Below are 26,838 nucleotides of genomic sequence, written 5' to 3'. Positions count from 1 at the left end.
AAATGGAATTTTTCTATATACTGCTAGGTTTGTGCATCGGAATCTTTTCTGGCATTTTCGGTATTGGGGGAGGCTTTATTCTGACCCCCGTTTTAATTTTGTTCGGCATTCCGCCTCTTTCAGCAATTGGTACCAGTCTCATGTATTCAATCGGGACGAGTGTTTCTGGGGTTGCGGCGCATCTAAAATACAAGAATATTATATGGAAAACGGCCGCTGTTTTGGGATCAGTTGGAATTATCGCTACTCAAATTGCTCATCCGCTTGTGGTATGGCTTGAGAAGATGGGGTATGACGATACAGTAATCCCTGTGTTTTATATTGTGCTTCTTGCCTACTTTGCCCTTTCCCTGCTTTATAAGCAGTCAAAACGCAAGAATACAGCGAATGCATCCACTGAAATTCATTTTTCTTGGATCAAAGCAATCTTTATTGGATTTACAGGAGGGTTCATTTCTACAACATTGGGTGTTGGCGGAGGATTTGTAATGGTACCGATGCTCATCTCTTTAATGAAATTCCCTTCTAGAAAAGCTGTAGGCACGAGTTTAGTCAGTGTATTCTTGATTGTTACTGCTGGATTCTTGACGTATGCCTCATCCGTTCAACTAGATTATAAGCTCGGGATTTTACTCATTCTTGGCGCTTTAGTCGGTACTCAGCTTGGTGCAAAGCTTACGACTATCTATACAAGCGAACAGATACAAAAGTATTTAGGTGCACTGTACATCACAATATTAATTTCAGTTATCCTTAAACTTGTACACTTTGATAAAGCTGGACTTGGTGTAATTACACTTTATGTGTTAACGATGCTCGTTCTTTTCTTTAAAAAAACGATCTCGCATACAAAAAGAAAGACGTCTACCTCGTGAAGGTGACGTCTTTTTTCTATCTTACTTTTCTTTTTTGTTTATTATAAATTTTGAGACCCAGGAAAAACCCTATGATCGTGAAAATGACAGCAACGATTTGGAGAGGTAAAGGCTGATTCAAGCCATCAAAACCAAAAATTAAAATAATAATCGTTATTCCTAACGGCAAGTATTTTGTAAACAGCACTCTATTAAATAGCAGCTGCAAAAATACAGGCAACAAAGCTGCAAAAACATACTCCAACATGAAACGAAAAACCCCTCTCCTTGAACAATCCAAAAAACATAGCTTTTTGTAAACGTTCATATATACCTCTCTAAATTTAACAAAACTCTCTAGACAAAAACAAGGAAATTATTGAGGGAAATAAATTGTTTGGGGTCAGACCCCATTTCCCAAGATGAAACTTTCTGTTTAAAAGTACGTACAGTAGGATATTGCTTAAAAGGCACGAATATCCTAAACAAGAAAGTTCAAAGGAGATGGTTTAATCATGTTAATGAAGCTACTAAAATCGTTATTAGGACATAAAAGCTACAAAAAATACAGCAGTTCTGGTTACAAATACAAAAAGAAATATAAGAAATACAGCAGCAGTGACTTCGGAAAGAAACATTATGGCGGATACGGACACAAGCATTATAAGAAGAAAAAGAGAAGCAGCTTTTTTAGCAGCTGACCCTCTTCTCTCATAAACAACCTACTATGATTACTGAATGGTGGAAAGGTGTTCAACGCTTGGTCTACGACAGGCCACTTAAGGCAGAGCTCCTGATACATGGCCGGTACAAAATTAAAGAAGTGCTTGGGATGGGTAGTTACGGGATAACTTATTTAGCAGTTGATATTCAAACAAAGGAAGCAATCGTATTAAAGCAGCTCAGGACGACTAAAGCGAAAACAGATAGCGGTCTTCATTCTTTTCAAAGAGAGTCGCAAATGCTAAAAGCATTGCTGCACCAACAAGTTCCAAAGCTTCTAGACGAATTTCAGAATGAACATGGGTTCTTTATCGCTATGGAATGGATCAATGGTGACACGTTTGAGGACTTGATTTTCCGAGATCAGAAAACCTATAGTGAAAAGGAAACGATTCACATACTGGTGGAGCTATTAAATATTGTAGAAAACTTCCACCAAAAAGGAATAATTCACCGCGATCTGCGAATCCCAAACATCATACTGCGAGATGGAAAGCTTCATATCATTGATTTTGGGCTAGCATGTTATGTAACTGACAAAGAAATTCAAGACCCAGATGATCATCCAGAGAAACTAAGAATGCGTGAAATATCCGTTATTAGTGATTTATTTGCACTCGGTCATTTTGCACTGTTTCTTCTTTACTCTTCCTATGAACCTCAATCTAGGAAGGAAAGAAGCTGGGAAGAGGAATTAGATATCTCACAGTCATTGAAAACCATTCTTCGTAAAATGCTGCAGCTGGATGAGCCTTTCCACTCCGTTGCTAGCGTCAGAACCGCCATAACAAGTATTTAAAACCAAAAGCCCCCGAGCCGTTTCGGGGGCTTTTTCGTGTGGACTAAGCTCTATTCTGTTTTTCTTTTTCCATGAACGCTTCAAACTCTTTTTCATGTTTTGTCGTTATCGCAAGATTATGCAGCGCACGGTGAAATTGCTGCTCATCTAGTGTAAATAAGAAAAGATTTTCAAATCCGCTGGCTGTAAACACGCCAAATTCCCAAACGGCATTGTAATCACGCTTATTAAGAGATTTCGCCATCAAATCCAATACTTTAAGGATTTCCGTGCAAACAATAACATTATCTTTTGCATAGTGTCTTATGTAACCAAAGGCATTATATAAATAATGATTAAAATCTCTTTCTTCTAAAACCACGCGAAGATTGTTGTTTTTATCCACTAAATACGTAGAGAATATGGACCCGCGTGAAATCGATGCAAGAACTTCTCCAAGCTGATAGATAGCGTTTGTTGCGGTTTTTGGATCAAAATTCCCTAGAGACCTTATAGCGACTTCTACCAGCTTGTTAATACTAAATTCTATATCTTGAACTTCTGTCTGCCTTCTTCCAATGCTGATAAATGACAGATATTTACGTTCATCTACTTCATTTTCACCATTTTTCCAATACGTAATGAATGGTGTTGTAGCATACACATAACTTCCAATCGTATACTCCAGTTGGATGACAATATCATCTTTTTCTGCCTCTTTCATAATAGAAACAAAATCCACAAGTTGAATGAAGCCTGACTTTCCAGCCGTTATCGTATTGCCCTTTGTCTCACAAATTTCACTGTTAACCGTGCTTAGATCGTTTACTTTATAAGGATCCACTTCATCCTCTAACGTATTTTTCACAATGGATAGCGCTTCTTTTTTCATATCGTATGTCATCTGGTTTACTTGCAGCCAGGCAACTGCGTGATTAATAAAAAAGATAAACGTCCCCATTGATACGGCAGCTATTAAACCCGCGAGCACTGGAACAGCAAAATAATATTCTGCCATTCTTTTATTCAGAAATATAAAACTTAATAGCATATAAACAAAACTAGATGTAAATATCCCTAAAACTCTTTGTGTAGATTTACTAGCAATAAAATTCTTTAGCATCCTCGGTGAAAACTGCATCGAAAATGTCGTAAAAACCACCAAGATCAAGTTAAACGTAAAAGTGGTTAACGTTAAGATAGCAGCGGTAAGTGTACCTACAAGTGCGAGAGTTAAATCATAATCGACCGCAAAAAACGGTCTCATCTGATTGCCTAAATCATACTTAAGATCAGAAGTTAAAGTAGCCGTTACTAATAAAGAAGAAAAAAGAACGTAAAGTACAGGAGTAAACCACATGTTCGATTGAACCGTATGAGATAATTCCCTCTCTGACATCCTCGTATATTTTTTTAAATAATTATCAAGCAGATTCATTCTCATATGTCCCACCTCATTAATAACAACTGTTAGTTAGAAACCATGAACAAATCAATAAAAGCTCCTAACCTATTGTGCCCTAATTATATAAAGTAAAACTTCCACAAAAGTTTTATCACAAAAAGAAAGAGCGATTCCCTTAAGACATCGCTCCAAAATGTTTTACTTTTGTTATTATATTGAACCTGGTTTATCTACACCGTCCATTCATCAACCGGTTGATATCTATACTTTTCCATAACAACTTTATTTTCCCCTTTAAACACAATGCCTTCTTGTTCTAACAATGTCTTTTGCGTCATAAAAAATTCTTCGTCCTCCATTGAAATCTCACCTTTTACGTTAACTACACGATGCCACGGAAGATTGTATTTTTTGCTCATCGAATGAAGAATGCGAACGACTTGTCTGGCACTGCGGGGATTTCCAGCCACACGTGCAATCTGGCCATAGGACATCACTTTACCACGCGGTATGCTTTTTATAATCGTAATCACATTTTCCGTAAAACGCTCCACACCTTTCTCCTCCTCTAAAAAAAAGGAGTGCTAAATCTACGAACAGATTTAACACTCCTTACATTTTTATTGATACATAAGCTGACGCTGTTTTTTAAGATCTTCGTTAGCCAAGTACTCATCATAAGACATTTGCTTATCAATGATTCCTTTAGGTGTGATCTCGATGATACGGTTTGCGATCGTTTCAACGAACTGATGGTCATGTGATGTGAACATCAATGAACCTTTGTAGCTGATTAAACCGTTGTTTAAAGCTGTGATCGACTCTAGATCCAAGTGGTTCGTAGGATCGTCCATGATCAACACGTTCGATCCGCTAAGCATCATCTTAGAAAGCATACAGCGTACTTTCTCTCCTCCAGATAATACGGACGGCTTCTTCATAACTTCTTCACCTGAGAAGAGCATACGGCCAAGGAATCCACGAAGGAAGCTTTCCGTTTGGTCTTCAGGAGAGTATTGACGCAGCCAATCTACAAGAGTCTGCTCGCTGCCTTCGAAGTACTTAGAGTTGTCACGCGGGAAGAATGCTTGAGATGTTGTTACACCCCATTTGTAAGTTCCGCTGTCCGCTTCCATCTCACCCATTAGAATTTTAAATAAAGTAGAGATTGCGATCTCTTCTTTACCAACGAAAGCGATCTTGTCGTCCTTGTTCATGATAAAGCTTACGTTATCAAGTACTTTCACGCCATCAATCGTTTTTGTTAAACCATCAACACGAAGAAGGTCGTTACCAATCTCACGGTTGATGCCAAAGTTCACGTATGGATATTTACGAGAAGACGGTCGGATATCATCTAAAGAGATTTTATCTAATAGCTTCTTACGTGAAGTGGCTTGCTTAGATTTTGATGCATTCGCACTAAAACGTGCAACGAACGCTTGTAACTCTTTAATCTTCTCTTCTTTTTTCTTGTTTTGATCTTGTGCCATACGAAGTGCTAATTGAGAAGACTCGTACCAGAAATCGTAGTTCCCAACATAGATTTGGATTTTACCAAAATCAAGGTCAGCCATGTGCGTACACACCTTGTTTAAGAAGTGACGGTCATGGGATACGACGATTACTGTATTCTCAAAGTTAATTAAGAAATCTTCCAGCCATTGAATCGCTTGAAGGTCCAAGTGGTTCGTAGGCTCATCCAGCAATAGAACATCAGGTTTGCCGAAAAGAGCTTGAGCAAGTAATACTTTTACTTTTTCAGATCCCGTAATGTCCGCAAGTTTCTTCGTGTGAAGATCTTCCTTGATACCCAATCCTTTTAAAAGGATTGCTGCTTCAGACTCTGCTTCCCAACCGTTAAGCTCAGCAAACTCGCCTTCAAGTTCAGCCGCGCGCATGCCATCTGCATCAGAAAAGTCAGCTTTCATATAAATCGCATTCTTTTCTTGCATCACTTCATATAGACGAGCGTGACCCATGATAACCGTTTGAAGCACTTCTTGATCTTCGTATTCAAAGTGGTTCTGTTTCAAAACAGCTAGACGTTCGCCTGGCGTCATGTGCACGTCACCCGTTTGCGCCTCGATCTCACCAGATAGAATTTTTAAAAATGTAGATTTACCCGCACCGTTCGCACCGATTAAACCATAGCAGTTTCCTGGTGTGAACTTTATATTAACGTCTTCAAACAGCTTGCGGTCGCCGTAGCGAAGACCAACGTTAGTTACCGTAATCATATGGAAATCTCTCCTTTTATATAAAGCTGGCTGACGAAATCATTCAGCTTTCATAGAAATAATCAATCCGTAACATACAAAAATGCATACTTACTGATTGTATCATAAATCCGCCATGTTTAACCTTACAATCTTATACACTCTGTAAATAATTCATACTTAAATGCAAAAAATAAGGCTGGTACAGCTTTTAAGCAATACATTTGAAGTTATTCTTTGTTGTATGATATCTTTTACAAAATAAAAATTATTTACTTACTTTTAGGAGGTTTTAAAATTCAATGGCTAAACACGTATTAACACCTTTTTTACTCGGATCATTAGAGTTAAAAAACAGATATGTCGTGGCTCCTATGACACGAGTCAGTGCAGATGAAGATGGCAAAGCAAATGAAAAGATGGCTCACTATTATAAAAGATTCGCTAACGGCGGATTCGCTATGGTGATTTCTGAAGGAATCTACACAGACACATTGCATAGTCAGGGTTATTTTAATCAGCCTGGCTTGGCTACAGAAGAGCATGTTGAGGCTTGGAAACCCGTTGTTCGTGCTGTAAAAGAAAATGGTGCGAGAATGATTGCACAATTGATGCATGCTGGAGGGCAAAACCAAGGAAACGCTTATACGGAAACCTCTATCGCACCATCAGCCATCGCTCCAAAAGGAGAACAATTAGGCTTTTATCATGGCTCAGGGCCTTTTAAAACACCAAAAGCCATGGACGAGAAGGATGTACAGAATGTTATACAATCTTTTGCATCAGCCGCTCTAAACGCAAAGCGTGCGGGATTTGATGGAGTCGAAATTCACGGAGCAAACGGTTATTTATTGGATGAATTTTTAACGGATTATTTAAACAAGCGAACAGATGAATATGGTCCAACTTTAGAAAAAGCTCTCACGCTCTTTATAAAGATCATAGAAGCTGTGAGAGAGGCAACCGGTCCTGATTTTCTTGTAGGCATCCGAATTTCACAAGGGAAAGTATCAGATCAATTGTACAAATGGCCAAATAGAGAAAACGATGCTGAACTCATTTTCTCTACTTTAGGTAATACGCAGCTTGATTACATTCACGTAACTGATAAAGACGGTACTGCTCCATCTTTTGGTGAAGGAACTAAGTCGTTAGCTGAAGCTGCAAAAATGTATTCAAATGATAAACCTGTTATCGCAAACGGCTACCTTCATGAATTTGAAAAAGCTGAAAAACTCGTAAATGATCAACATGCTAACTTGATAAGCATCGGTACAGGTGCACTTGCGAATCCAGACCTTCCTCTATTGATTGAAAAAGACGAAGCATTAAGACCATTTCAACCACAAGAAATTCTAATGCCGATCGCTGATATAAAAGAAGCTGAACTTCATCAAGAAATCTTATCAAAAAAATAACCACTAGCCCTGAAAACATCAACACTGTTTCAGGGCTGATTCTCATTATTAAATAACCCTTACCAATGAATGTTCACAAAAAAAGAGCGACCGAAGTCACCCTTTAACTGTTTTAGCTTACGAATGCACGAAGCATCCAGTTTTGTTTTGCAAGACTTTCACGAACAGATAGAAGCATATCATGTGTCACTTCATCGCCTTCACGCTCGGTTACGTCCATTCCTTCTTTAATTTCCTCAATTAATAGTTCGAAATCGTTAATAACGCTCTGCACCATTTCTTCAGCCGTTTCGCTGCCCTTCGCTTCTTGTACCGTAGCCAGATCCAAATGTTCTTTCATTGTTGCTACAGGTGTTCCTTTTAGAACGAGCAGTCGCTCAGCCAGTTCATCAATGTTTGTTGCAGCTTCATTGTACAGCTCTTCAAACTTTTCATGCAATGTGAAGAAATGTGGCCCTTTTACATACCAATGATAGTTGTGCAATTTTACGAACAGTACATTCCAGTTTGCCACTTGGCGATTTAGTACATCTTGGATCGTATTCATCGTATCATCTCCTTATTTTGCTTCTTCATTTAATACACGGTTCAATCGTTTACGAAGCATGTCCATTCCGCTTCCGCCAGCTTGGAAGTGACGAAGTTTTCCTTCTTTATCAAAAACATAGTAAGCAGGGACATATTTGTTTTCAAAAGCATCCGTCAATTTGTGCTCGCTATCCACATAGATCGGCTGCGTGATGTCATGTCCGATCGCCATTTGTTCGATGACACTCATGTCCAAATCGTTTTCAGATCGCGGCATGTGCACAGCCACTACGTTCAGATCATCTTCATATTCGTCACGAAGTTCATTCACATCAGGCATCGCTTCTTTACAAAGACCGCAGCTCACGGACCAGAAATGAATCAATGTAGCTTTTTCTCCAACTAATTCTTCTTTTGTTACTTCATCATTCAACCAAGTTGTAGCACCATCTAGTTCAGGCAATTGTTCACGTAATTTCATCTTCTATTCCCTCCAAAAGTTAAACGTTTGTTTAAATATTTTATTAAGTAATTGCAAGAAGTGGTTGATTTGCGTTTCAGGGTGCTCGCTTTCCGGGGGAGTCTCGCACCTTCCACTTCAATCAACTTGCCAATGGGGTCTTTGCAACCCGCAACCCTAAAAGCTGCAAGTTTTAAACAACCATTCTTAAAGTGTTTTCTGCCCTGGCTTCCAGTTTGCTGGGCAAAGTCCGCCTGTTTGTAAGGCTTGAAGAACACGCAGCGTTTCGTCAGCATCTCGGCCAATGTTGTTATGGAAGACGACTTGATACATCATTTCACCTTCCGGATTGATGATGAACAGTCCTCTTAGAGCAACGCCTTCTTCTTCAATCAAAACGCCATAATCGCGAGAAACACGGTGATTCGTGTCTGCAGCGAGTGGGTAATTTAATTCACCAAGTCCATTTTCTTCTCGGCTTGTATTAATCCAAGCCAAATGCGTGTGTACTGTATCTGTAGAAACGCCGATTACCTCAGCATCCAGATCTTCAAATTCACCATAACGGTCAGACAATGCTGTAATTTCTGTCGGACACACAAAGGTAAAGTCCATCGGATAAAAGAAAAGAACCGTCCATTTCCCATTTTTCATGTTCTCTTCTAAGCTTACTTTTTTCGTTTCATTATTCGGCATGATCGCTTCCATCTCAAAGCGAGGTGCCTGTTTACCTACCATACGTTCTGCCATTGAAAAGTTCACTCCTTATATCTTTAAATGATAATGAAAATCATTATCATGTTTTCTCCACAATTTTTATTATACTTACTTCTTTTTTGAAGTCAATACTAATTTATAATAATTATTAATTAGGAACAAGTATTGTGCTCGCATTTCACAAAAAAAATCGTGGCTTATTAGTAATTTGTTCTTTCTCTTCTTTGATAAGTTGATTGGAGAGTAAGGTGCGAGACTCCTACGGGACGAGCGGTCAGGTGGAGACTCCTAAAGGCAAAAACGGCAGGAGGCTCACCGTACGCCCCGTGGAAAGCGAGCAACCTGGAGCGGAAACCAACTACTTTCAAGAGCAACAAAGTTCGCTTTAATGGCCTAATAAATAAACAAACAAAAAAACCTTGCTCAGTGTTTAAGCAAGGTTTTACACATTATCTTCTTTATGGTGCTGCATTTGATTTGTAAGAAGTTCTTTGTTTTTTAAAAGAATCGGAATGCAAGCTACGAGAAGAACGATCCCTATAGCTACAGTAATCACAGCTCCATTTCCTTTAATGAAGCTATCCCCTAGTAAATTGTATGCAAGGGTCCCTGGCAGAACACCTAATATCGTGGCAAAAATATAAGAACGAAGCTTTAGCCTTGAAATACCTGCTACATAGCTTACAAGGTCAAAGTTTAGAACTGGAATAATCCGCAGCAGCAAGATATATACAAAACCTTTTTCTTTCAATTTGCTTTGCCATTTCTCAACACTTGTAGGTACATCCGATTTCTTTTTTAACCACCTGTCCCCTAGATGTTTCGCAATGTAAAACGTTAGTATAGCTCCTATAGTAGCGGAGAAAACAGTGTAGACTGTACCCCATATAACGCCAAAAGCCAAACCGCCAGCAAGGGATAGAACGGATATCGGAAACAATGTAAAAGGCCGAATTACATTCAATATGACATATATGATTGGTGCAACCATCCCGAAGGATAGCACCCAATCACGCAAAGACATTGGGGTTATTTCAAAAACAAAATGGTTCAGTGCTAACAAGGTTACAACTATTAGGAAAATCGCTGTTAACTTCACCAATGTTTTTTTCCTCATAATGACCCCTCTTTGTAGACTTTTTTATGAATCGTTTGTATTACAAACATTCCCTAAAAGTTGTCAATCGTAAACTTAAAGAGGCTTAATAACCACTCCATTGCCTGCTGGATCTTTTAATGTTACGCGATCCCCTTCTACTATATATGGAATTTCATCTGTTTCTAGAGCACTTATCAATTTCTGAAGCTCTTCTTTTCCAGGAACGATAATTTCATATTGCAATAGACCAGTAGCGTCATCTGGAGCTGGCACTGCGTTCGGGCCGTTCCAAATATTCAAAGCAATATGATGATGATATCCCCCTGCTGAGATGAATAGAGCATGATGCGCCATTCGTGTTTGTTCTTCAAAACCTAGCACATTCACATAAAAATGTTCTGCTTCCTGAATATTTACCACGTTCAAATGAACATGCCCCATTACTGTGTTTTTGGGAAGGCCATTCCATGCATTTGTTTCTCTTTCTTTTAATAAATCCTGTACGTCTAATGGTTCGCTGACAGCTGGCAATTTTCCTCTTTCATCACGAACCCATTCTGTTCGATCCACATCTCGATACACTTCAATTCCGTTATTTTCAGGGTCTTGAATATAGATTGCTTCACTAAATTTATGGTTGGAAGCACCTGCAAGCTGGGTATTTGTCTCAATAAAATGATAAAGAATATTTGCAAGGTCTTTTCTTGATGGTACGAGCAAAGCCAAGTGATACAATCCTGCACTTTTAACTGGTCGCTGTTGTAGTTTTGAATTGCCTTCTAATATTACGAGAGGTGTTTTGCCATCTGCTGTTAACTCAGCAACAGACTGAGTTTTAGTCAATATTTTCAAACCGATTGTTTCTGTATAAAAACGAACTGAATTTTCGAAGTTTCTTACCTTTAAAGTTACACATCCAATATGTGTATCCTTATGAATAGGCCTCATTTGTTCATCCTTCTTTCATATCTAGTTATTTAATTACTTTATGTAAGTAATTATAAAATAGTTATTAACAAACTTCAACCTCTAATTACTCTAAACTGTTATTCGAGACTCTGCTGAACGAGTAGGAAATTGCTCTAATTATGTTAAGGTGAAATTTTTTCTTAGGTCGAAATCTGAGGGTGTTTTTTCGTGATGAAAGGCTATTTTCTTCTTGAGAATCGGGAAGTTTTCAACCTTGTACAAAACAAAAAGAGACTGATAACTCAGCCTCCTATATAAGACATCTCTATTTTGTTTTTTTCACTAGCACCTTGTTCTCTTCTTTCATCAGAATAACGATCAGCACGGTTGCCCCAAGTTTCAACAATCCGGTTAAAAAGATCCTCATCAGATGCTCCAGCACGAAGGAAATGTTTAAAATCTGTTCCTTTTCCCGCAAAAAGACACGTATACACTTTTCCGTCTGCCGATAACCTTGCTCTCGTACAAGTAGAACAAAAGGTATCACTAATAGAAGAAATGATTCCGATATCACCTTGCCCGTCCCGATAACGATAGCGTTTTGCGACTTCACCATAATAGTTTTGGTCTACCGGCTCTAGCGGCAACTCATCCCCGATTATAGATAGAATCTCACTCTTGGATACAACATCATCCCAATTCCAGCCGTTTGAAGTGCCGACATCCATATATTCAATAAATCGTAATACGTAAGGTGTATTTTTAAAATACCGCGCCATAGGGAGAATCTCTCCATCATTGATTCCCTTTTTGACCATCATATTTACTTTGACTGAAAGGCCAGCTTGATGAGCAGCCTCGATTCCCTTTAAGACAGGCTTAACACCTACTCCTCTTCCATTGATACTCCCAAAATGCCGATCATCGAGCGTATCCAGGCTAACCGTAACTCGATCCATACCAGCCTCTTTTAGCTGACCCGCTAGTCTTGGCAGAAGTACGCCGTTCGTCGTTAATGCGATATCACGGATACCATCTATTGATCGCAAACGTTTTAAAAGTGCTGGAAGTCCTTTTCTGAGTAAAGGTTCGCCACCGGTGATACGAATCTTCTCCACGCCTGCGCGTGCAAACTGTGAAGCGATTTGCTCGATCTCATAGAACGAAAGCAGCTCCGATTGTGATAAGAATGGATAGTCCGAACCAAATATTTCTTTGGGCATACAATACGTGCAGCGAAAATTGCATTGATCGGTTACAGAGATCCGCAAATCTTGAAGCGGCCGATGCAAACGATCAGTGATTACATTACTCTTCTTCATATCATCACGCCATTTGTTTTAGTATTTTTACCAATGTACCACGAATAAAAGGAAGTTAAAACCAGAACCGCTTATAACTAGAGCGTGTGCCACTCAGATTCATTAGTTCTTAATCACTATCTCATTGTTTTACATAGACCATTTCTACCAAATTTTCATACAATTTTTTGCGTGTTTCCCTATTCCAGTGGCTTTTACCAATGTCCGCCATTAATTAATAATTCCCTTTTTTCATCAGCACTTGTTTATTGGTTAGTAAAGTGTTACGATAAATAGGAATTATTTTTGTTCGATTGTACAGGTAAACCTATTATCTTGATATTTTTGAGCAGAGATAGTATTATTGTGCGGTTTGGCACGACAGGAGGCAACAAAAATGGAACAAGGTAAAGTTAAATGGTTTAACGCAGAAAAAGGTTTCGGATTCATCGAGCGCGAAGGTGGAGACGATGTATTCGTACACTTCTCAGCTATCCAAGCTGACGGTTTCAAATCTTTAGACGAAGGTCAAGATGTAACGTTCGAAGTTGAACAAGGACAACGCGGACCTCAAGCTACTAACGTACGTAAAGCATAATAACCCTATAGATAAACAGGACTCTTTTATGAGAGGCCTGTTTTTTTTATGCCCTCAACTACCGCCAATTTCTTTATTTCACACTTTTAAAAATTTTTCAACAAATTCAAACACTTGTCTATTATTTTTGTTAAAATAAGTTTAACGTCTTAAATTATTAGGAGTTCAAAATGGATCTTCAATTGAAGCAGAAACAAGATCAAATCGAAATCGGCACTCGAATTTCTGAAAACGCAGTACAACTCGCAGAGAAAATCATTTTCAACATGCAGAATAGCAACGCATATGTTTCACTTCAGCAAAGCTCTCAAATGAGTGAATACGAAGGACTCCAACAATCCATTTCCTTTATCCGATTAATTGGCGATGCCGTCTCAGGAAAAATTACTGATACGAAAAGCACGATCTTCGAATGGGGCGAAAATATCGGCATGCTTGCTGTTCACTCAGGACAGCCGCTCGATGTCTCACTTGAAAGCACCTCTTATTATCGGGAAGTAATATGGGACTTTATAAAAGAACAAGGGTCACTGCAATCCATGTCATTGGATTCGGTTTTGCATATATCAACAACCATCAATCCGATGATTGATCATGCTGTGCAAGCATTCAGCAAGTCTTACGTAAATAATTACAAAGAGATCACTCAAAAATTCCATTTATCTCTTCAAGAACTATCCGTTCCAGTAGTTCCTCTCTTCCCAGGTGTAGCCGTGCTTCCAGTAGTCGGTGATATTGATACGAATCGGGCAAAACTCTTGCTTGAATCTACTTTAGAGCAATGTCTAGAGAATGAGATTACATCCCTCGTTATCGATTTATCAGGTGTAAGTTATATTGACACGATGGTTGCTCATCGCCTCTTTCAACTCGTTTCCACTCTAAAGCTACTAGGAGTAAAAACAACATTAACAGGATTAAGCCCTGAAATTGCACAAACTTCTGTTAGTCTGAATTTGAATTTTGATGAGATCACACTAAAAGGAAACTTGCTTCAGGCACTGGCCGATTTTGGATACGGCAAGCTGGAAGCATCTAATAAAAAGAACAGACTCTAACATAGGGTCTGTTCGTACCATTTTAGGATTTTCCGCGTTTTAACTCTTCTAGTTCCTGAAGTAAGGATACTACCATATCGTCGCTTCTTTTTAATTCGTTATTAAGCATACTAATGGTTTCTTCCTCCCAAGCGAAAGGATCTCCGTTTTCAGGGGTTATTGGAACGTTTTGATAAATATCGCCTGTTTCTCGGTCATCCGGTTGAAAGTAAACCGCAATTTCACAGATCGGATGTCCTAAGGCAATTCGTTGACGCAATGTAACTTTTCCATAACCAAATTTCCGTGCTGCAATTCCTCCAAAAACACTAGATGTCATTTTGCATAAGTGCGGTGCATCCTTAACAAATTCCCCGAAAGGACACTCTTTTGCACGAACTATTACATGGTCAGGATTCACACTGACAATCTCAAAATGCCCACCGATTGAATTTTTGATATCCACAATAACATGAACGTATTCATCAACTGTCCAGTTTAGCGGATCTTCATAGAAACTCTCAATCCATTCACCTGTACGAAGACCTAGCTGCTCAATGTACCTTTCAGCAGCGGGACCAATTGCTTTTCTATGGATATAGGCATATTGAGTAATGAGTTTTGCTAAAAAAGTGTGTCCATTCAATTCACCTTTTGAAAGGTTCATACTGCATCTACCCTTTCTCTATTGTTACATGCTGTTTAGCTGATTTTGGCAAGATATGGACAACACTCTTTGAATACCCTTTAAAACCGCTTTGAAACCTTATTTCGCTTATCCAAGTAAATAATTTTTAAATCTTTTCCCAATAAAGCATTTCTTTATTTTCATTTATAACTTTGAATCCTGATTTTTCTAAGACTTTTGTAGAGGGAACATTGGTGACCAGACATTCTGCTGTAACTCTTTTTACTTTGGGATGTGCAGCAAGCCAGTCCGTTAAACCGATGACCATCTCTGTAGCAAACCCTTTATTACGCGCTTCACTTACCATTCCATAACCAATCTCAACAGTTCCCTGTTCATTCGGACCACCTTTACATCCAATTTCACCGATCAATGTGCGAGATTCCTTATGAATAGCTATACGGCTCCATATACTCTGTTCCGGTGTTTGATGAAGTTTGTCTTTTTTCATCTTAATCAATTTCAAATATTGAGGACTCGGCCATTCATTAGAAACCTTATAGCCCAGCACGTTTTCAAAATCTCGTTTCCCTTTAAGTGTAGCTTCAACTAATTCATACGTGTATGGCAATAAAAGAAGACGGCTTGTTTCAATCATTTTCCACATTCCCCCTAAATAATTGCTATTGATAGTTTAACTTATTTTCCCAACAAAAAAGAGGCTTTATTTTCAGCCTCTTTTATTTCTTTATTTATTTAAGTGAGAGTGATTTTTTGAGTATATAAAATAAACAGCAGCTCCAATGCCTAGCCATATAATGAATCGAATCCATGTGTCTCCATCTAGCTGCAGCATGAGAAAACCACAAAACAGAATAGCTAAAATCGGAATATAAGGTACACCTGGACAACGAAAAGCTCGTGGAAGATCCGGCTGTGTTCTACGCAGTACGAGTACAGCTACAGACACTAAAATGAATGCCGATAACGTTCCTATATTTACGAGCTTTGCCAGCTCATCTAAAGGGATTAAGGCCCCCATAAGACCGGCAACAATTCCAAAGAACCAAGTGGAGCCGTATGGTGTTCTATACTTTTTGTGAACCGTTCTAAAAAACTTCGGCAGCAGCCCATCGCGCGACATCGCATAAGATACTCGAGTCTGGCCATACAGCATAACGAGCATAACTGTTGTCATACCTAAGATCGCTCCGACATCAACAATACCTGCCACCCAATTTTGTCCTGCAACTTGTAGTACAAGGGAAATAGGGTGATCTTCGTTTCCTTTAAAGTCAGGATACGGAACAACCCCCGTCATAATCCCAGTTACAATGACATACAAAAACGTACAAATTAACAGAGAATAAATAATTCCCTTTGGAAGATCACGATTCGGATTTCTTGTTTCTTCCGCAGCAGATGCAATCGCATCGAATCCGATGAATGCAAAGAAAACCAGTGCGGCAGCAGCAAAAATCCCTTCAAAACCAAACGGTGTAAAAGGAGTCCAGTTGTCTGGTTTTACATAGCCGACTGCTACAACAATAAATAGGACAACAACAGCTATTTTTATAACAACCATGATGTTGTTTACACGTTTAGACTGCTTTACCCCGACTGACAGCAAAAATGTAATAAGCATAACAATTAAAAAGGCCGGCAGATTAAAGTAAGTAGTTATACCTTCTACCGCTCCAGGTGCTGCGGTAAAAGCTGTTGGTATATTTATGCCAAAACCTTTTAAAAGAGATTGAAAGTACCCTGACCAACCGACTGAAACAGCACTAACGGCTAAAAGATATTCTAAGATTAAATCCCAACCAATAATCCATGCGAGAAATTCTCCCATAGTGGCATACGTATATGTGTAGACTGACCCAGATACAGGTACAGTTGAAGCAAACTCAGCGTAAGATAGTGCCGCGAACAAGCAAGCGAGTCCCGCTATGACAAATGAAATAATGAGTGCCGGTCCTGCTGTCAGTGCACCTGCTCCAGTTAAAACAAAAATCCCAGTACCGATGATGGCACCAATACCGAGCATGGTTAGATCCAATGTTCCTAATTCTTTATTTAATGTTGTACCTGTTTTTGAAGCTGCTACTAGATCCGGAATGCTTTTTTTCCTAAAGATACTCATATTCATCCTCCAAAAATGTCAGTATGTATGGCTATTTTATAATTCGTAATTTTTAGATATTTTATAGGGTGTATAGTATTTACGAACTTTATCATTAGTTATGCCCCAAATAAAAAATCACAAAAAAAGAATGACATCTTTTTGAAGTCATTCTTTTTTATTTTTTTCTATATTGCACAAACTTCATGTCATTTAAGATAAAATGAATGTAATTATCATTTTGTTAACCATTGCTTAATTAAAGGAGATTCCTATGAACTTAGAACAAATGAAATACCTTGTGGAAGTTGCAAAAGAAAGCTCCATCACGAAGGCCGCTGACAAACTACATCTATCACCATCAGCTATTTCTCAGTCTATTTCACAGCTGGAAAAAGAGTTTGGTGTAACAATCTTCAGTCGATCTAGACATGGTACGATCCCTACGCCTGATGGAAAGTTTATTGTTTCAAAAGCTTATGAAATTCTTAAAAAGATGCAGGAACTGCACGAAGAACTCGCTTCTAAACAACAAGCCAAAAAGCATGTTTTAAATGTAGGGTGTGCTCCGGCTCTCATGTACATCGTTTATGATGCCTTCCTATTGTTTCATGAGGAATTTCCAGAAACGAATGTCATGATTAGGGAAATAGATCAAGATCATATTTTAGAGGAACTGAAGAACGGCCATATCGATGTGGGCTTAAGTCCGTTTACCGAGTATGAGTTATCTAACCTTCAACACGAAAAAGGAATAGGATATGACCTATTATACACAGGGTATGTTTGTGTTTGTGCTGGCAAAAAATCTTCTTTGTACTATAAAGAATTCATTACACCTGATGAGTTAACAAACGAAAAAATAGTAATCTATAATTCCAAAGGCGGCAGAATGTTTAAAGACAAATACGCCAAAAATGGGCAAATACTTTTTTCATCCAACAACATAGAAGTATTGCGTTCAGCTATTTTGGATGGCCACGCCTTTTCTTTTGTATTTAATTTTACGTTCAAACATAATGCTGATGTGAAAAACGGCAATTTGGCTATTATCCCTTTTAAGAACCCAGAACTTATTTATCAAGACTTCTGGACACTATATCCTTTAACAAAAGGTCTATCACCAGAAGCAAAAGAATTTAAAGAGAAAGTGAAGTTTTTGCTAGATCAGTAATCATTCTTTTTCAGATTGAATGTGCTGCATGATTTGTTTTTGGTAGAGGTAAATCAACTTGTCTAACTTTTGACTCTTACTTACAAGATCTGCATTTGAAAAGTCATTGGAGCTTGGTTTGAGATCATACATCTCCTGACGGCAAATTTTAATTTCATGCAATAATTTACTCAAATCTTCATCCATCGTGATTTCCTTTCTAAACACAAGGCACTTCCAATTAAATGGGTATGCATTCATAATAGATGCTCCCCGTTTTTATGTAAATTAAGAAATATTTAATTAAGAATAAATATTTCTTAAAGCACCTTGTTTTGTGCATTTTCCTCGATGTCGGTAAAAAGATGCTAACATGCATATATTTTTGCGCTTTTTCTCACACAGACAATTTACCATTAATGTCATTATTAGAAATACATTGCATCAAAAAAAGTAAATAACGCACGCAAAATAAGAACAGTTCTGCACCAAAACTGCTCGTTATACTTCTTTATATGCAAAAAAAGAACTCCAAAGCCTTTTGAAGTTCTTTATTTTATTACAATAAAACCGCGAGCAAAAGTGGTAGCGTGATCAGTGAAAACAAAGTACTCACTAGCGTTGCGCTCGAAACAAAATCCGGCTCTGTACCAAACTGCAGAGCGTACATCGTTGTGTTTGCGGCTGAAGGCATCGCGGCCATCAAAATCATAATAGCTGCCAGCATATCATCAACCGGTAAAAACAGCGTGATACCAAACGCGATGACAGGTGAAATCGCCAGTTTTAATATCAATGAATACGTCAACTTCTCCACCTGAACATTGCGCAATGAAATCTTAGCAAGCTGCATACCCAGGATAATCATTATGGTCGGAATCGCAGCGTTTGCCACTAAATCCAATGCTTCTGAAACTGAACCTTCAATAGGGATGTTCAACTGCTGAAACACAACACCAGCAATCGCGCCGTAAACGATCGGCATTCGTCGTACCGCTCTTAAGGCTGATGAGATGCCATCGTTTTCAGGGCTCCCTTTTGCTGCATAATAAACACCAACTGTACACATCACAAGCTGCTGAATAACCATCAAGACAACCGCATAGTCCAGTCCCGCCGCACCGAACGCAAAAAGTGCAACAGGTGTACCGTAATTTCCATTGTTCATAAAGGCAGAAGCTAAAATCAATCCGCACGTTTCACGCATGCTGTATTTTTTAAAATAACTAATCACATACACAAAGCCGATCAGCGTAAAACAAAGGATAAGCGTATAGATGAGCATATATCCATATGTTGTCGTAAACGTCGTATCATAAAACGTACGGAAAACAAGGAATGGTGACATGAGATAAAGCGCCATTTTTGAAAGAGTTTGCGTTTCAAATCCCATACTTTTTTGTCCTATAAATCCGATGGCAAAGATCGCAAATACCGGAAGAATGATGCTCAGCAGCTCTATCATGTCTTACCCCTTCTTTCTTTTGGTTGCAACGAAAAAAGGCTGACCACGGTGATCAGCTCATTTTTAATAATCATAGCACAAGGGCCAAGACTTCTTCATGTTTTCAGTTTTAAAGATTAAAACGTATGCGCCTGATCCTTTGCACGAGCAATGGCATTTTCTTTGATTTCATTCGCTTTATCAGGCATTGCTGCATGTCCTTCTACAAACAGACCTTCAAACGACGGCACTCCAAAAAACTGCATGATTATACTTAAGTAGCGGTGCCCCATCTCCATAGCTGCTGCTGGTCCTTCTGAATAAATCCCGCCACGGGCCTGAATATGTATTGCTTTTTTATCCGTTAAAAGTCCGACTGGCCCTTGCTCTGTATATTTGAACGTCTTTCCTGCCACAGCGATTGAGTCAATATACGCTTTCATCACGGGCGGAAAAGAGAAGTTCCAGAGTGGTGTTACAAATACGTATTTATCAGCAGAAACAAACTGATCGCAGAGTTCTGAAAGCCTGCCCACTTTTGTTTTCTCTTCTGGCGATAGCTCTTCAAATCCGCTACCCGACTGAAGTTTTCCCCATCCACTAAATACATCTACATCAATATGAGGAATATTCTCTTTGTACAAATCCACGTGCACCACTTCATGAGACGGATTTACTTGTTTATATTGTTCAATAAAAGCTTTTCCAACAGCCATGCTGTATGAGACTTGATCATCATGTGGATGTGCTGTAATATATAAAACTTTTGTCATATATCTAAACCCTGCCTTTCAATTTTCATTGCCTTTTCCTATTATTCACTTTGGTTCATATAAGGGTTTCCGCTTATGTTCGCTCTCATCTCATCTGTTAAAACAATAGGTTCGTTCAACGAATCTTTTTCCAATTTATCGAGGTTTAAAAGACTTCCATCAAAGTGAAGCGGTTTATCTTCGTTCATTTCAACATTCACCTCCAGACAGTGATAGTTTAAACGGTTGTTTAAAAAACGATTCATAACTAAAGGATCGTTAATAAAAATATGCCGCTTGAGACTTTATTTAGTTAGGGAGTCAACACCAGAATTAAGAGTGCAAAATAAAAAGACTATCTGTACGCAACAGATAGCCGTAGCCAAGATATTTTATTAGTAGCGTTGTCCACCTAAAGCTTGTGCTACAAGACGCTTCGTGATTTCTCCACCTACTGATCCGTTAGCACGAGATGTTGTGTCTGGTCCAAGATTCACACCAAACTCAGAAGCGATTTCATACTTCATTTGGTCAAGAGCACCTTGAGCTCCAGGTACTGATAATTGATTGCTGTTTCTAGCCATTCTATTCACCTCCCTGTCATTTCTATTTTTAGAATCCCACTAACCTATATTTCTATACATCACATTTTCATATTTTTTTAAAAAGTTGGTTTCGTAACCTTGGTTGTATATGAACAAGAAGTTTAGAAGCATTTTTAAGGGGCAGGTAGTGAGCCACAATTGCAATTCATGCTTATGTCGGGGGTATTTCAAGATATTAAGAACGCCAAATTTGTCGAGGATTGTAGACTCGTGGATATATGTCAAAAATTTTTGGATTGAGAGCTGAATCTCGTGGATAAACAGCTAATATTTGTGGATTACTGACCAAAACTTTTGGATTACATGAAATAAATGCCCCACAAGGTATATAAAATAATCAGTTTCTGTACCCGAAATTGCACCTTCTAGAACTTAAACATCCCAGTAGCCAGCTAGATTTTAGATAATTACTTGTAATAGCTTACTGGGTCAATAAAAATAAAGAAAAAAGAGCCAGCACAATGCCAGCTCTTTTGCTTATTTTGTGAAACTCAATCTAGTGTTTTTGAAAAATATTTAAACCTTTTCAGGTAATGCCTCTGTTTCGCCATTTGAAAAATCGGCTAATGACGGCTCTTTTTTGCTTAGTGCGAGCGTCTCTGCTGTTGAACGATGAATTTCCTGCAGAAGCTCTGGGTTATCCATTAGTGCTGCGCCATAAGAAGGCACCATCTCTTTGATTTTCGGCTCCCACTCTTTCATGCGATCCGGGAAGCATTTATCGAGAATTTCAAGCATAACCGTTACAGCAGTGGAAGCCCCTGGAGAAGCGCCCAGCAATGCTGCGATCGAACCATCAGCGGCTGTAATCACTTCTGTACCAAATTGCAGCGTTCCTTTTCCTCCTGATTCGGTATCCTTAATAACCTGCACACGCTGGCCAGCGACTACTAAATCCCAATCTTCAGCTTTCGCATTCGGGATAAACTCTCGCAACTCTTCCATGCGCTGTTCTTTCGATAAAAGGACCTGTTGAATTAAATATTTTGTCAGTGACATCTCTTTTGCCCCTGCAGCTAGCATCGTTAAGACATTATTCGGCTTAACAGAAGTGACTAAATCAAACATTGAACCCGCTTTCAAAAATTTCGGCGAAAAGCCGGCAAACGGTCCAAACAGCAATGATTTTTTATTGTCAATGTATCTCGTATCAAGGTGAGGCACAGACATTGGCGGTGCACCAACTTTGGCTTTTCCATAGACTTTGGCATGCTGCTGCTCGATAACATCCGGTTTTTTACACACCATAAAGATTCCGCTTACAGGGAATCCTCCAATATGCTTGCCTTCAGGAATACCTGATTTTTGTAGTAAATGCAGACTTCCGCCACCGCCTCCAATAAAGACGAATTTAGCTATCTTACGCTCGACGATCCCGGTATCTACATTCTTCACTTTCAGTTCCCACGAACCATCGCTCGTACGTTTTAAATTTTCAACACTATGTTTATATTGAATATCTAAGTTTTTCGTTTTTAAGTGGTCGAACAAGATTCGTGTTAAAGCACCAAAGTTTACATCCGTTCCAGAGTCAATTTTGGTAGCTGCAATTGCATCATCAGCAGGACGTCCTTGCATAATAAGCGGAATCCATTCCATAAGTTTCTTAGGATCATCTGAAAACTCCATACCATTGAACAGAGGATTGTTGGACATCGCTTCAAAACGTTTCTTTAAGAACGATATATTTTCTTCACCCTGTACCATACTCATGTGAGGTAATGGCATGATAAAGTCTTTTGGATTTTGGATCATCTGACTTTTTACAAGATAAGACCAAAATTGCATGGAAACCTGAAACTGTTCGTTAATCGTAATAGCCTTACTGATATCTACAGATCCATCTGGTTTTTCGACTGTATAGTTAAGTTCACAGAGTGCCGCATGTCCCGTTCCAGCGTTATTCCACTCATTAGAACTTTCCTCTCCTGCACTAGCGAGCTTTTCATAAACCGTAATTTCCCATTCAGGTACAAGTTCCTTCAAAAGAGTACCTAAAGTCGCACTCATGATTCCGGCACCAATTAAAATGACGTCTGTTTTAGTTTCTTTGTTGCTCATTTTTATCAACCTTTTCTTTTAAAATTTGCATAAAAATGTAGGCATCACCAAGCTAAGGCGCGACCTAGTCACACACTTGTTTTGTATCCATTAAAACAATATCATAATATATTACATTTATTTACAGAATAAATATTTACGCTTATATGATAATTATAAATTATTTGAAAGCTGATATAAAGTGACAATTCTGTACAGACAGTTTTGGAGCACATTTAAACGGTTATTACTTTTAAAGCGGAGTGTGTGGTGATCTCCTTGTCATTGCCTCTCATATAAAAATTTAAGCACTTGACTTCTTTTCAATCCAATAAAAAAAGCACACTTCTTCATAAAGAAATGCACTCGGTAATAATTTGTTAAATTAGCTGTATCTATAAAATATTATACCCGTAATGAGCCGCGAAATCCTCTGGCACCATAGTAAGAATCTGCACCGTTATGGTACAAAAATACGTGCCCATAACGCCAATCGCAAAATAGGGCACCACCGCGTTCTCTAATATCAGAAGGAGTTTGAACCCAACTCGATGTTTTCTTATCGAAATTTTCAAGCTTCTGCAGCGTTCGATATTGTTTTTCTGTTAAAAGTTCAATGCCCATAGCAGCTGCCATATCAATAACGTTATTTTCCGGTTTATGTTTTTTTCTTGCCTCTAGCGCTTCACGGTCGTAACAAGCGCTTCTGCGACCTTTAGGACTTTCCGCTGAACAATCATAAAAAATGTATTCGTCCATGTCTTTATCGTATTCAACAACATCCGGTTCACCGCCCGTTATTTCCATTTCATTGAGAGACCAAAGTTTTTCAGGATTAGCTTCCAGCCTTGCTTGAACTTTAGCCCATTCAACATCTTCATGGCGGTGCATGTTCTTCTCAAAACGTTCTTTTAATACTTTAAATATTTCTTCACGTTGTTCTAGTGACAACTCCTTATTGCTGATTTCATTTGTCTTGGTCATATTCGTTTCCTCCTTATTGTTTACACACTATAGTTTAAGATTAGTTATGTAATAAATCGATTAAATAGCCGTGTGAATCCACTAACTTTCTATTGTATTTGTATATTAACTATTTACCAGGATGTTAGCTTGAAACCAAGCCCTGAGTTTTTCGGCAAAAACTAAACGCTCAGAGGGATCACTTAAACTCCCATGGGTCAGATAAAGATCATCATTGAAATATCTAGGGTATACATGCAGGTGGTAATGCCAAACATCCTGACTTCCCCCTGGCTCATTATGTTGTCTTGTTGAGATCCCATCACATTCATAACACTCTTTGAGCGCGAAAGATACCTGCTGAGATAACTTATGTATCCGAGTGGCTATTTCTATCGGTAAATCAAATATATTTTCATAGTGATGATTCGGAATGATGATCACATGACCTTTATTATTCGGCCACCATAATGTTGCGATCAAAGCCGTTACGTATTCGTCTTTATAGATAATATCTTTCTGCTTAGTCTGAACTAACCTATTTTCTTCGTCCTCTTTCCCATTAACAGCCAAACAAAAAGGACATGTGTAAGTAGAAGGCATATGTTTATACACTAATTTTTCTCTCCTAAAAGTAAGTTGCTAAAATATGTTTTCGACACAATATCTCAACCTCCTACTATCTATATAAAAAAGAGCACTTCTCCTTCTTGAAGAAAAAGCACCCGATCGCCGAATATATTCAGGGTTGATCTACCACATTATTGCTATATGTAATAAATGTTTGAATAGGGCCATCCCAGTCATCTCTTTGGATTTCAGTATAGTTTCTATTTGTATAATCAGAAATAACCTTTACCCAAAATTTCCGAGCGGGAATATTCTCTTTTATTTGCGCAACCTCCCATTTTCCAGGGAACCTATCAAACAGATAGGTGGCTGCATGCTTACCAACACCATTTTTTCGGTATTTTTTCATAATAAAAAATTCTGCCATTGAAAAACAAAATTCAATGGTCATATGATCCTGAGTCTTTTTTCGAACTAACGCAAAACCAGCATACTTGTCATCCACCGTAATTAAAAATGGAAAGCGTTCTGGTTCAGTCCAATAATGATCAAAATACTTATAACCATATTCACCATGTTCATTAACATCTTCAGGATCATATTCACTAAAATCGTATTTGTACAGTTCTAATAAATTTCGCAATACTACTTTTTGCTCAACTGATGCTTTCTCAATTTTTATGTTCATCATTTATACCTACCTTTGAGTATCCATAATGCCAACTTTAATCTTAAAGCAATCCGTCTGTTTTACACTTCATATCCAATCAACCATTCTAAACGCTTCATTTGAAGTGAGCTAGGCATTGTACGCAGCAATAGGTTCCTAAGTTTGATGGATACAGGATTCTCAAGTTGCATAAATCTACCCATAGCTCTAGACCCCCTAACAACTTGTGTAGTTCGTGGAATTCTTATTTTTTCATACATCCTAAGTGCTTGCTGAATGTCTTCCGGGTGATTCACAAGGCAACGCGATAGTACTAAAGCATCCTCCACAGCCTGTGCACCTCCTTGTCCCAGATTTGGCAGCATTGGGTGCGCCGCATCTCCAAGTAAGGTAGCCCTGCCCTGACTCCATGATTTAATGGGTTTCCTATCAAAAATTTCATGAGTGAGAATATTTGTTTCCTCAGTTGACTCAATGACCGCTTCTATAGGTCCCCACCATCCCTTAAAATGCTCCAAAGCAGTTGTTTTTTTGTTCTCTGTTGCCTTCAGTGTTCCAAGTGGGGTATTAATAGCTGCAAACCAAAAAATTCTCCCTTTACCTAAATGAGAGTATCCGAACCTTTTGCCGGGTCCCCAAGCCTCAAAACCTCCTCCCGTTTCAATCGGAAAGCGTTCATCTTCAAAATGGGATATGCCGCGAAAAGCAGTAAACCCAGAATAACGAAGTGGTGTTGAGCCAATTAAGGATTTCCTCAATTGAGAGTGAACTCCGTCGGCACCTATTAAAAAATCACCTTCAACTACCTCCTTGTTCTCGAATATCGCCCTAATTTTCGAATTATCCTGTTCATTATGTACAAGCTTTCTTCCTAAAAAAACAGTATCTGGTTTTAAATTTTGATATAAAATGCTCTGTAAATCTGCTCGATGAATCAAATAACTGTAAGTCCCATATCGCTTTGCCTGTATATGAACTGGTAAATCAACCAGAAGCTTTCCATCCCAAGTTCGTATTTCTGCTTTTTTAACGGATGATCCAATTCTACGAACCTGTTCGCCGATACCCAACTTGTCCAATGCTTTCATAGCATTTGCAGCCAAAACAATGCCTGCACCCATTTCCTTAAGTTCCGCAGCCCTCTCGTATACAGAAACGTCCATACCTACTTGCTGCAAGGTATTTGCTACTGAAAGTCCGCCTAACCCACCACCACTAACGATTACTTTTGAGGGAGTGCTTGATATCCCCATATTGATCACCCTTCCCTGCAATACTTTGATGTTTATTAATTATACCAATTTGGGATAGCGTAAGAAAAATATACAAAAGTAGGAATTTTAATATAAAAAAACCAACTACTCAGAATTTAAAAATGAGAAATTGGTTTTTTTACTCTGTAGCAGCACTGGATTGCAGAAGATATTGAAAAACTTCGAATAAGAAAAACATAGGGAGAATTTAATCTTCCTATGTTTTCATTCATATTATTTATCTGTTTGCTTTTGCTTCTTTTTCAAATACTCCGCACGAATTTTTTCAAGATGCTTCTTTTTATCAAATTTGGCAGGCGCTTGCTTTTCATGAAACTTTGTCACAGCTACCTTACTTTTGGAATCCAATTGATATTTACCCACTTTGTTCACCTACTTTTCTTATCTTAAAAGAGAATCTATTCTACAAATATAATATACCTTATCTTACGAAAAAACCGTCTTTTTCTATTATTAACTTTCCTGAGAATTGCCCCCGCTAGTATAAGTACATTTTTTTTACAATCTTCCTATAGAATGTAGAACAAGGGAAACTCCATCAAAAGAAAAGTTTCATCATCAATCACAATCT

The 26,838-nt window shown here is 38.5% G+C and carries 32 protein-coding genes; 8 read left to right on the top strand and 24 right to left on the bottom strand.

The genetic code is table 11. The annotated features are described in order from the left end of the window. Positions 1-2 precede the first annotated feature (2 nt). Complete coding sequence (locus QUF49_RS04150; protein WP_289494480.1) at positions 3-875, top strand: sulfite exporter TauE/SafE family protein; 873 nt, start codon at positions 3-5, stop codon at positions 873-875. Positions 876-891: 16 nt separating this feature from the next. Here the strand turns inward: QUF49_RS04150 and QUF49_RS04145 are convergent, their stop codons facing one another. Beyond that, positions 892-1,122, bottom strand: coding sequence for a DUF2198 family protein (locus tag QUF49_RS04145; protein ID WP_289494479.1), 231 nt, complete (start codon positions 1,120-1,122; stop codon positions 892-894). Between the two features lie 247 nt (positions 1,123-1,369). Here QUF49_RS04145 and QUF49_RS04140 point away from each other — a divergent pair, with 247 nt between their 5' ends. Continuing rightward, the gene (locus tag QUF49_RS04140) at positions 1,370-1,555 is read left to right on the top strand and encodes a hypothetical protein (RefSeq protein ID WP_066245589.1); all 186 of its coding nucleotides are present in this window, start codon (positions 1,370-1,372) and stop codon (positions 1,553-1,555) included. A 26-nt stretch (positions 1,556-1,581) separates the two neighbouring features. Continuing rightward, a complete protein-coding gene (locus QUF49_RS04135) occupies positions 1,582-2,376 on the top strand; it encodes a serine/threonine protein kinase (RefSeq protein WP_289494478.1) in 795 nt (264 codons plus the stop codon). A 43-nt stretch (positions 2,377-2,419) separates the two neighbouring features. On the opposite strand, the gene QUF49_RS04130 is transcribed toward QUF49_RS04135, so the two are convergent. From QUF49_RS04130 to QUF49_RS04120, 3 genes are all read right to left on the bottom strand, one after another. Beyond that, positions 2,420-3,799 carry a DUF2254 domain-containing protein gene (locus QUF49_RS04130; RefSeq protein WP_289494477.1) on the bottom strand — a complete coding sequence of 460 codons (1,380 nt, stop codon included), beginning with the start codon at positions 3,797-3,799 and terminating at the stop codon, positions 2,420-2,422. A 191-nt stretch (positions 3,800-3,990) separates the two neighbouring features. Then, positions 3,991-4,314, bottom strand: a complete 324-nt coding sequence (locus tag QUF49_RS04125) for an MGMT family protein (RefSeq protein WP_289494476.1) — start codon at positions 4,312-4,314, stop codon at positions 3,991-3,993. 66 nt (positions 4,315-4,380) lie between these two features. Next, positions 4,381-6,000, bottom strand: a complete 1,620-nt coding sequence (locus QUF49_RS04120) for an ABC-F family ATP-binding cassette domain-containing protein (RefSeq protein ID WP_289494475.1) — start codon at positions 5,998-6,000, stop codon at positions 4,381-4,383. A gap of 281 nt (positions 6,001-6,281) precedes the next feature. On the opposite strand from QUF49_RS04120, the gene QUF49_RS04115 reads away from it, so the two are divergent. Continuing rightward, positions 6,282-7,397, top strand: coding sequence for an NADH:flavin oxidoreductase (locus QUF49_RS04115; RefSeq protein ID WP_289494474.1), 1,116 nt, complete (start codon positions 6,282-6,284; stop codon positions 7,395-7,397). Positions 7,398-7,509: 112 nt separating this feature from the next. On the opposite strand, the gene QUF49_RS04110 is transcribed toward QUF49_RS04115, so the two are convergent. From QUF49_RS04110 to QUF49_RS04100, 3 genes are all read right to left on the bottom strand, one after another. Further along, positions 7,510-7,944: a Dps family protein gene (locus QUF49_RS04110; protein ID WP_289494473.1), complete on the bottom strand. Its 435-nt coding sequence runs from the start codon at positions 7,942-7,944 to the stop codon at positions 7,510-7,512. A 12-nt stretch (positions 7,945-7,956) separates the two neighbouring features. Continuing rightward, positions 7,957-8,406 (bottom strand): TlpA family protein disulfide reductase, encoded by a 450-nt coding sequence (locus tag QUF49_RS04105; RefSeq protein WP_289494472.1) that lies wholly within the window; start codon positions 8,404-8,406, stop codon positions 7,957-7,959. Positions 8,407-8,592: 186 nt separating this feature from the next. Further along, positions 8,593-9,135: a peroxiredoxin gene (locus tag QUF49_RS04100; RefSeq protein ID WP_289494471.1), complete on the bottom strand. Its 543-nt coding sequence runs from the start codon at positions 9,133-9,135 to the stop codon at positions 8,593-8,595. A 215-nt stretch (positions 9,136-9,350) separates the two neighbouring features. Between QUF49_RS04100 and QUF49_RS04095 the strand changes: the two genes are divergently transcribed. Continuing rightward, positions 9,351-9,491: a multidrug transporter gene (locus tag QUF49_RS04095; RefSeq protein WP_289494470.1), complete on the top strand. Its 141-nt coding sequence runs from the start codon at positions 9,351-9,353 to the stop codon at positions 9,489-9,491. Positions 9,492-9,544: 53 nt separating this feature from the next. Here QUF49_RS04095 and QUF49_RS04090 read toward each other — a convergent pair whose 3' ends face one another. The 3 genes from QUF49_RS04090 to moaA form a co-directional block, all read right to left on the bottom strand. Continuing rightward, the gene (locus tag QUF49_RS04090; protein ID WP_289494469.1) at positions 9,545-10,219 is read right to left on the bottom strand and encodes a TVP38/TMEM64 family protein; all 675 of its coding nucleotides are present in this window, start codon (positions 10,217-10,219) and stop codon (positions 9,545-9,547) included. Between the two features lie 75 nt (positions 10,220-10,294). Then, on the bottom strand, positions 10,295-11,149 hold the full coding sequence (locus QUF49_RS04085; protein ID WP_289494468.1) for a VOC family protein: 855 nt from the start codon (positions 11,147-11,149) through the stop codon (positions 10,295-10,297). A 263-nt stretch (positions 11,150-11,412) separates the two neighbouring features. Then, positions 11,413-12,432 carry a GTP 3',8-cyclase MoaA gene (moaA, locus tag QUF49_RS04080; RefSeq protein WP_289494467.1) on the bottom strand — a complete coding sequence of 340 codons (1,020 nt, stop codon included), beginning with the start codon at positions 12,430-12,432 and terminating at the stop codon, positions 11,413-11,415. 376 nt (positions 12,433-12,808) lie between these two features. Here moaA and QUF49_RS04075 point away from each other — a divergent pair, with 376 nt between their 5' ends. Beyond that, complete coding sequence (locus tag QUF49_RS04075) at positions 12,809-13,009, top strand: cold-shock protein (protein ID WP_066397748.1); 201 nt, start codon at positions 12,809-12,811, stop codon at positions 13,007-13,009. A 170-nt stretch (positions 13,010-13,179) separates the two neighbouring features. Continuing rightward, positions 13,180-14,067, top strand: coding sequence for an STAS domain-containing protein (locus tag QUF49_RS04070; RefSeq protein WP_289494466.1), 888 nt, complete (start codon positions 13,180-13,182; stop codon positions 14,065-14,067). A gap of 22 nt (positions 14,068-14,089) precedes the next feature. Here the strand turns inward: QUF49_RS04070 and QUF49_RS04065 are convergent, their stop codons facing one another. From QUF49_RS04065 to QUF49_RS04055, 3 genes are all read right to left on the bottom strand, one after another. Beyond that, positions 14,090-14,713 carry a methanogen output domain 1-containing protein gene (locus QUF49_RS04065; RefSeq protein ID WP_289494465.1) on the bottom strand — a complete coding sequence of 208 codons (624 nt, stop codon included), beginning with the start codon at positions 14,711-14,713 and terminating at the stop codon, positions 14,090-14,092. A 127-nt stretch (positions 14,714-14,840) separates the two neighbouring features. After that, positions 14,841-15,332: a GNAT family N-acetyltransferase gene (locus QUF49_RS04060; RefSeq protein ID WP_289494464.1), complete on the bottom strand. Its 492-nt coding sequence runs from the start codon at positions 15,330-15,332 to the stop codon at positions 14,841-14,843. Positions 15,333-15,422: 90 nt separating this feature from the next. Further along, complete coding sequence (locus QUF49_RS04055) at positions 15,423-16,823, bottom strand: amino acid transporter (protein WP_289494463.1); 1,401 nt, start codon at positions 16,821-16,823, stop codon at positions 15,423-15,425. A 247-nt stretch (positions 16,824-17,070) separates the two neighbouring features. On the opposite strand from QUF49_RS04055, the gene QUF49_RS04050 reads away from it, so the two are divergent. Further along, positions 17,071-17,970: a LysR family transcriptional regulator gene (locus QUF49_RS04050; protein ID WP_289494462.1), complete on the top strand. Its 900-nt coding sequence runs from the start codon at positions 17,071-17,073 to the stop codon at positions 17,968-17,970. Here the strand turns inward: QUF49_RS04050 and QUF49_RS04045 are convergent, their stop codons facing one another. The 11 genes from QUF49_RS04045 to QUF49_RS03995 form a co-directional block, all read right to left on the bottom strand. Beyond that, positions 17,971-18,210 (bottom strand): aspartyl-phosphate phosphatase Spo0E family protein, encoded by a 240-nt coding sequence (locus QUF49_RS04045; protein ID WP_289494461.1) that lies wholly within the window; start codon positions 18,208-18,210, stop codon positions 17,971-17,973. A gap of 298 nt (positions 18,211-18,508) precedes the next feature. Further along, entirely contained in the window at positions 18,509-19,411 is a 903-nt protein-coding gene (locus tag QUF49_RS04040) for an AEC family transporter (RefSeq protein ID WP_289497577.1), read from the bottom strand. A 119-nt stretch (positions 19,412-19,530) separates the two neighbouring features. Next, complete coding sequence (locus QUF49_RS04035; protein WP_289494460.1) at positions 19,531-20,166, bottom strand: FMN-dependent NADH-azoreductase; 636 nt, start codon at positions 20,164-20,166, stop codon at positions 19,531-19,533. A gap of 41 nt (positions 20,167-20,207) precedes the next feature. Continuing rightward, on the bottom strand, positions 20,208-20,354 hold the full coding sequence (locus QUF49_RS04030; RefSeq protein WP_289494459.1) for a hypothetical protein: 147 nt from the start codon (positions 20,352-20,354) through the stop codon (positions 20,208-20,210). Positions 20,355-20,540: 186 nt separating this feature from the next. Then, positions 20,541-20,729, bottom strand: a complete 189-nt coding sequence (locus tag QUF49_RS04025) for an alpha/beta-type small acid-soluble spore protein (protein WP_289494458.1) — start codon at positions 20,727-20,729, stop codon at positions 20,541-20,543. Positions 20,730-21,266: 537 nt separating this feature from the next. After that, the gene (locus QUF49_RS04020; RefSeq protein WP_289494457.1) at positions 21,267-22,811 is read right to left on the bottom strand and encodes a malate:quinone oxidoreductase; all 1,545 of its coding nucleotides are present in this window, start codon (positions 22,809-22,811) and stop codon (positions 21,267-21,269) included. A gap of 384 nt (positions 22,812-23,195) precedes the next feature. Next, on the bottom strand, positions 23,196-23,774 hold the full coding sequence (locus QUF49_RS04015; RefSeq protein ID WP_289494456.1) for a DUF4256 domain-containing protein: 579 nt from the start codon (positions 23,772-23,774) through the stop codon (positions 23,196-23,198). A 105-nt stretch (positions 23,775-23,879) separates the two neighbouring features. After that, positions 23,880-24,368 carry an HIT family protein gene (locus QUF49_RS04010; RefSeq protein WP_289494455.1) on the bottom strand — a complete coding sequence of 163 codons (489 nt, stop codon included), beginning with the start codon at positions 24,366-24,368 and terminating at the stop codon, positions 23,880-23,882. 127 nt (positions 24,369-24,495) lie between these two features. Then, positions 24,496-25,014 (bottom strand): GNAT family N-acetyltransferase, encoded by a 519-nt coding sequence (locus QUF49_RS04005; RefSeq protein WP_289494454.1) that lies wholly within the window; start codon positions 25,012-25,014, stop codon positions 24,496-24,498. Between the two features lie 59 nt (positions 25,015-25,073). Beyond that, the gene (locus QUF49_RS04000; RefSeq protein WP_289494453.1) at positions 25,074-26,246 is read right to left on the bottom strand and encodes an FAD-dependent monooxygenase; all 1,173 of its coding nucleotides are present in this window, start codon (positions 26,244-26,246) and stop codon (positions 25,074-25,076) included. A gap of 234 nt (positions 26,247-26,480) precedes the next feature. After that, complete coding sequence (locus QUF49_RS03995) at positions 26,481-26,630, bottom strand: hypothetical protein (RefSeq protein WP_289494452.1); 150 nt, start codon at positions 26,628-26,630, stop codon at positions 26,481-26,483. Positions 26,631-26,838 lie beyond the last annotated feature (208 nt).

This window comes from Fictibacillus sp. b24, assembly GCF_030348825.1.
GTDB lineage: Bacteria > Bacillota > Bacilli > Bacillales > Fictibacillaceae > Fictibacillus.
The sequence above is the reverse complement of the archived record's forward strand: the minus strand, read 5'-3'. Positions and strand labels throughout refer to the sequence as shown.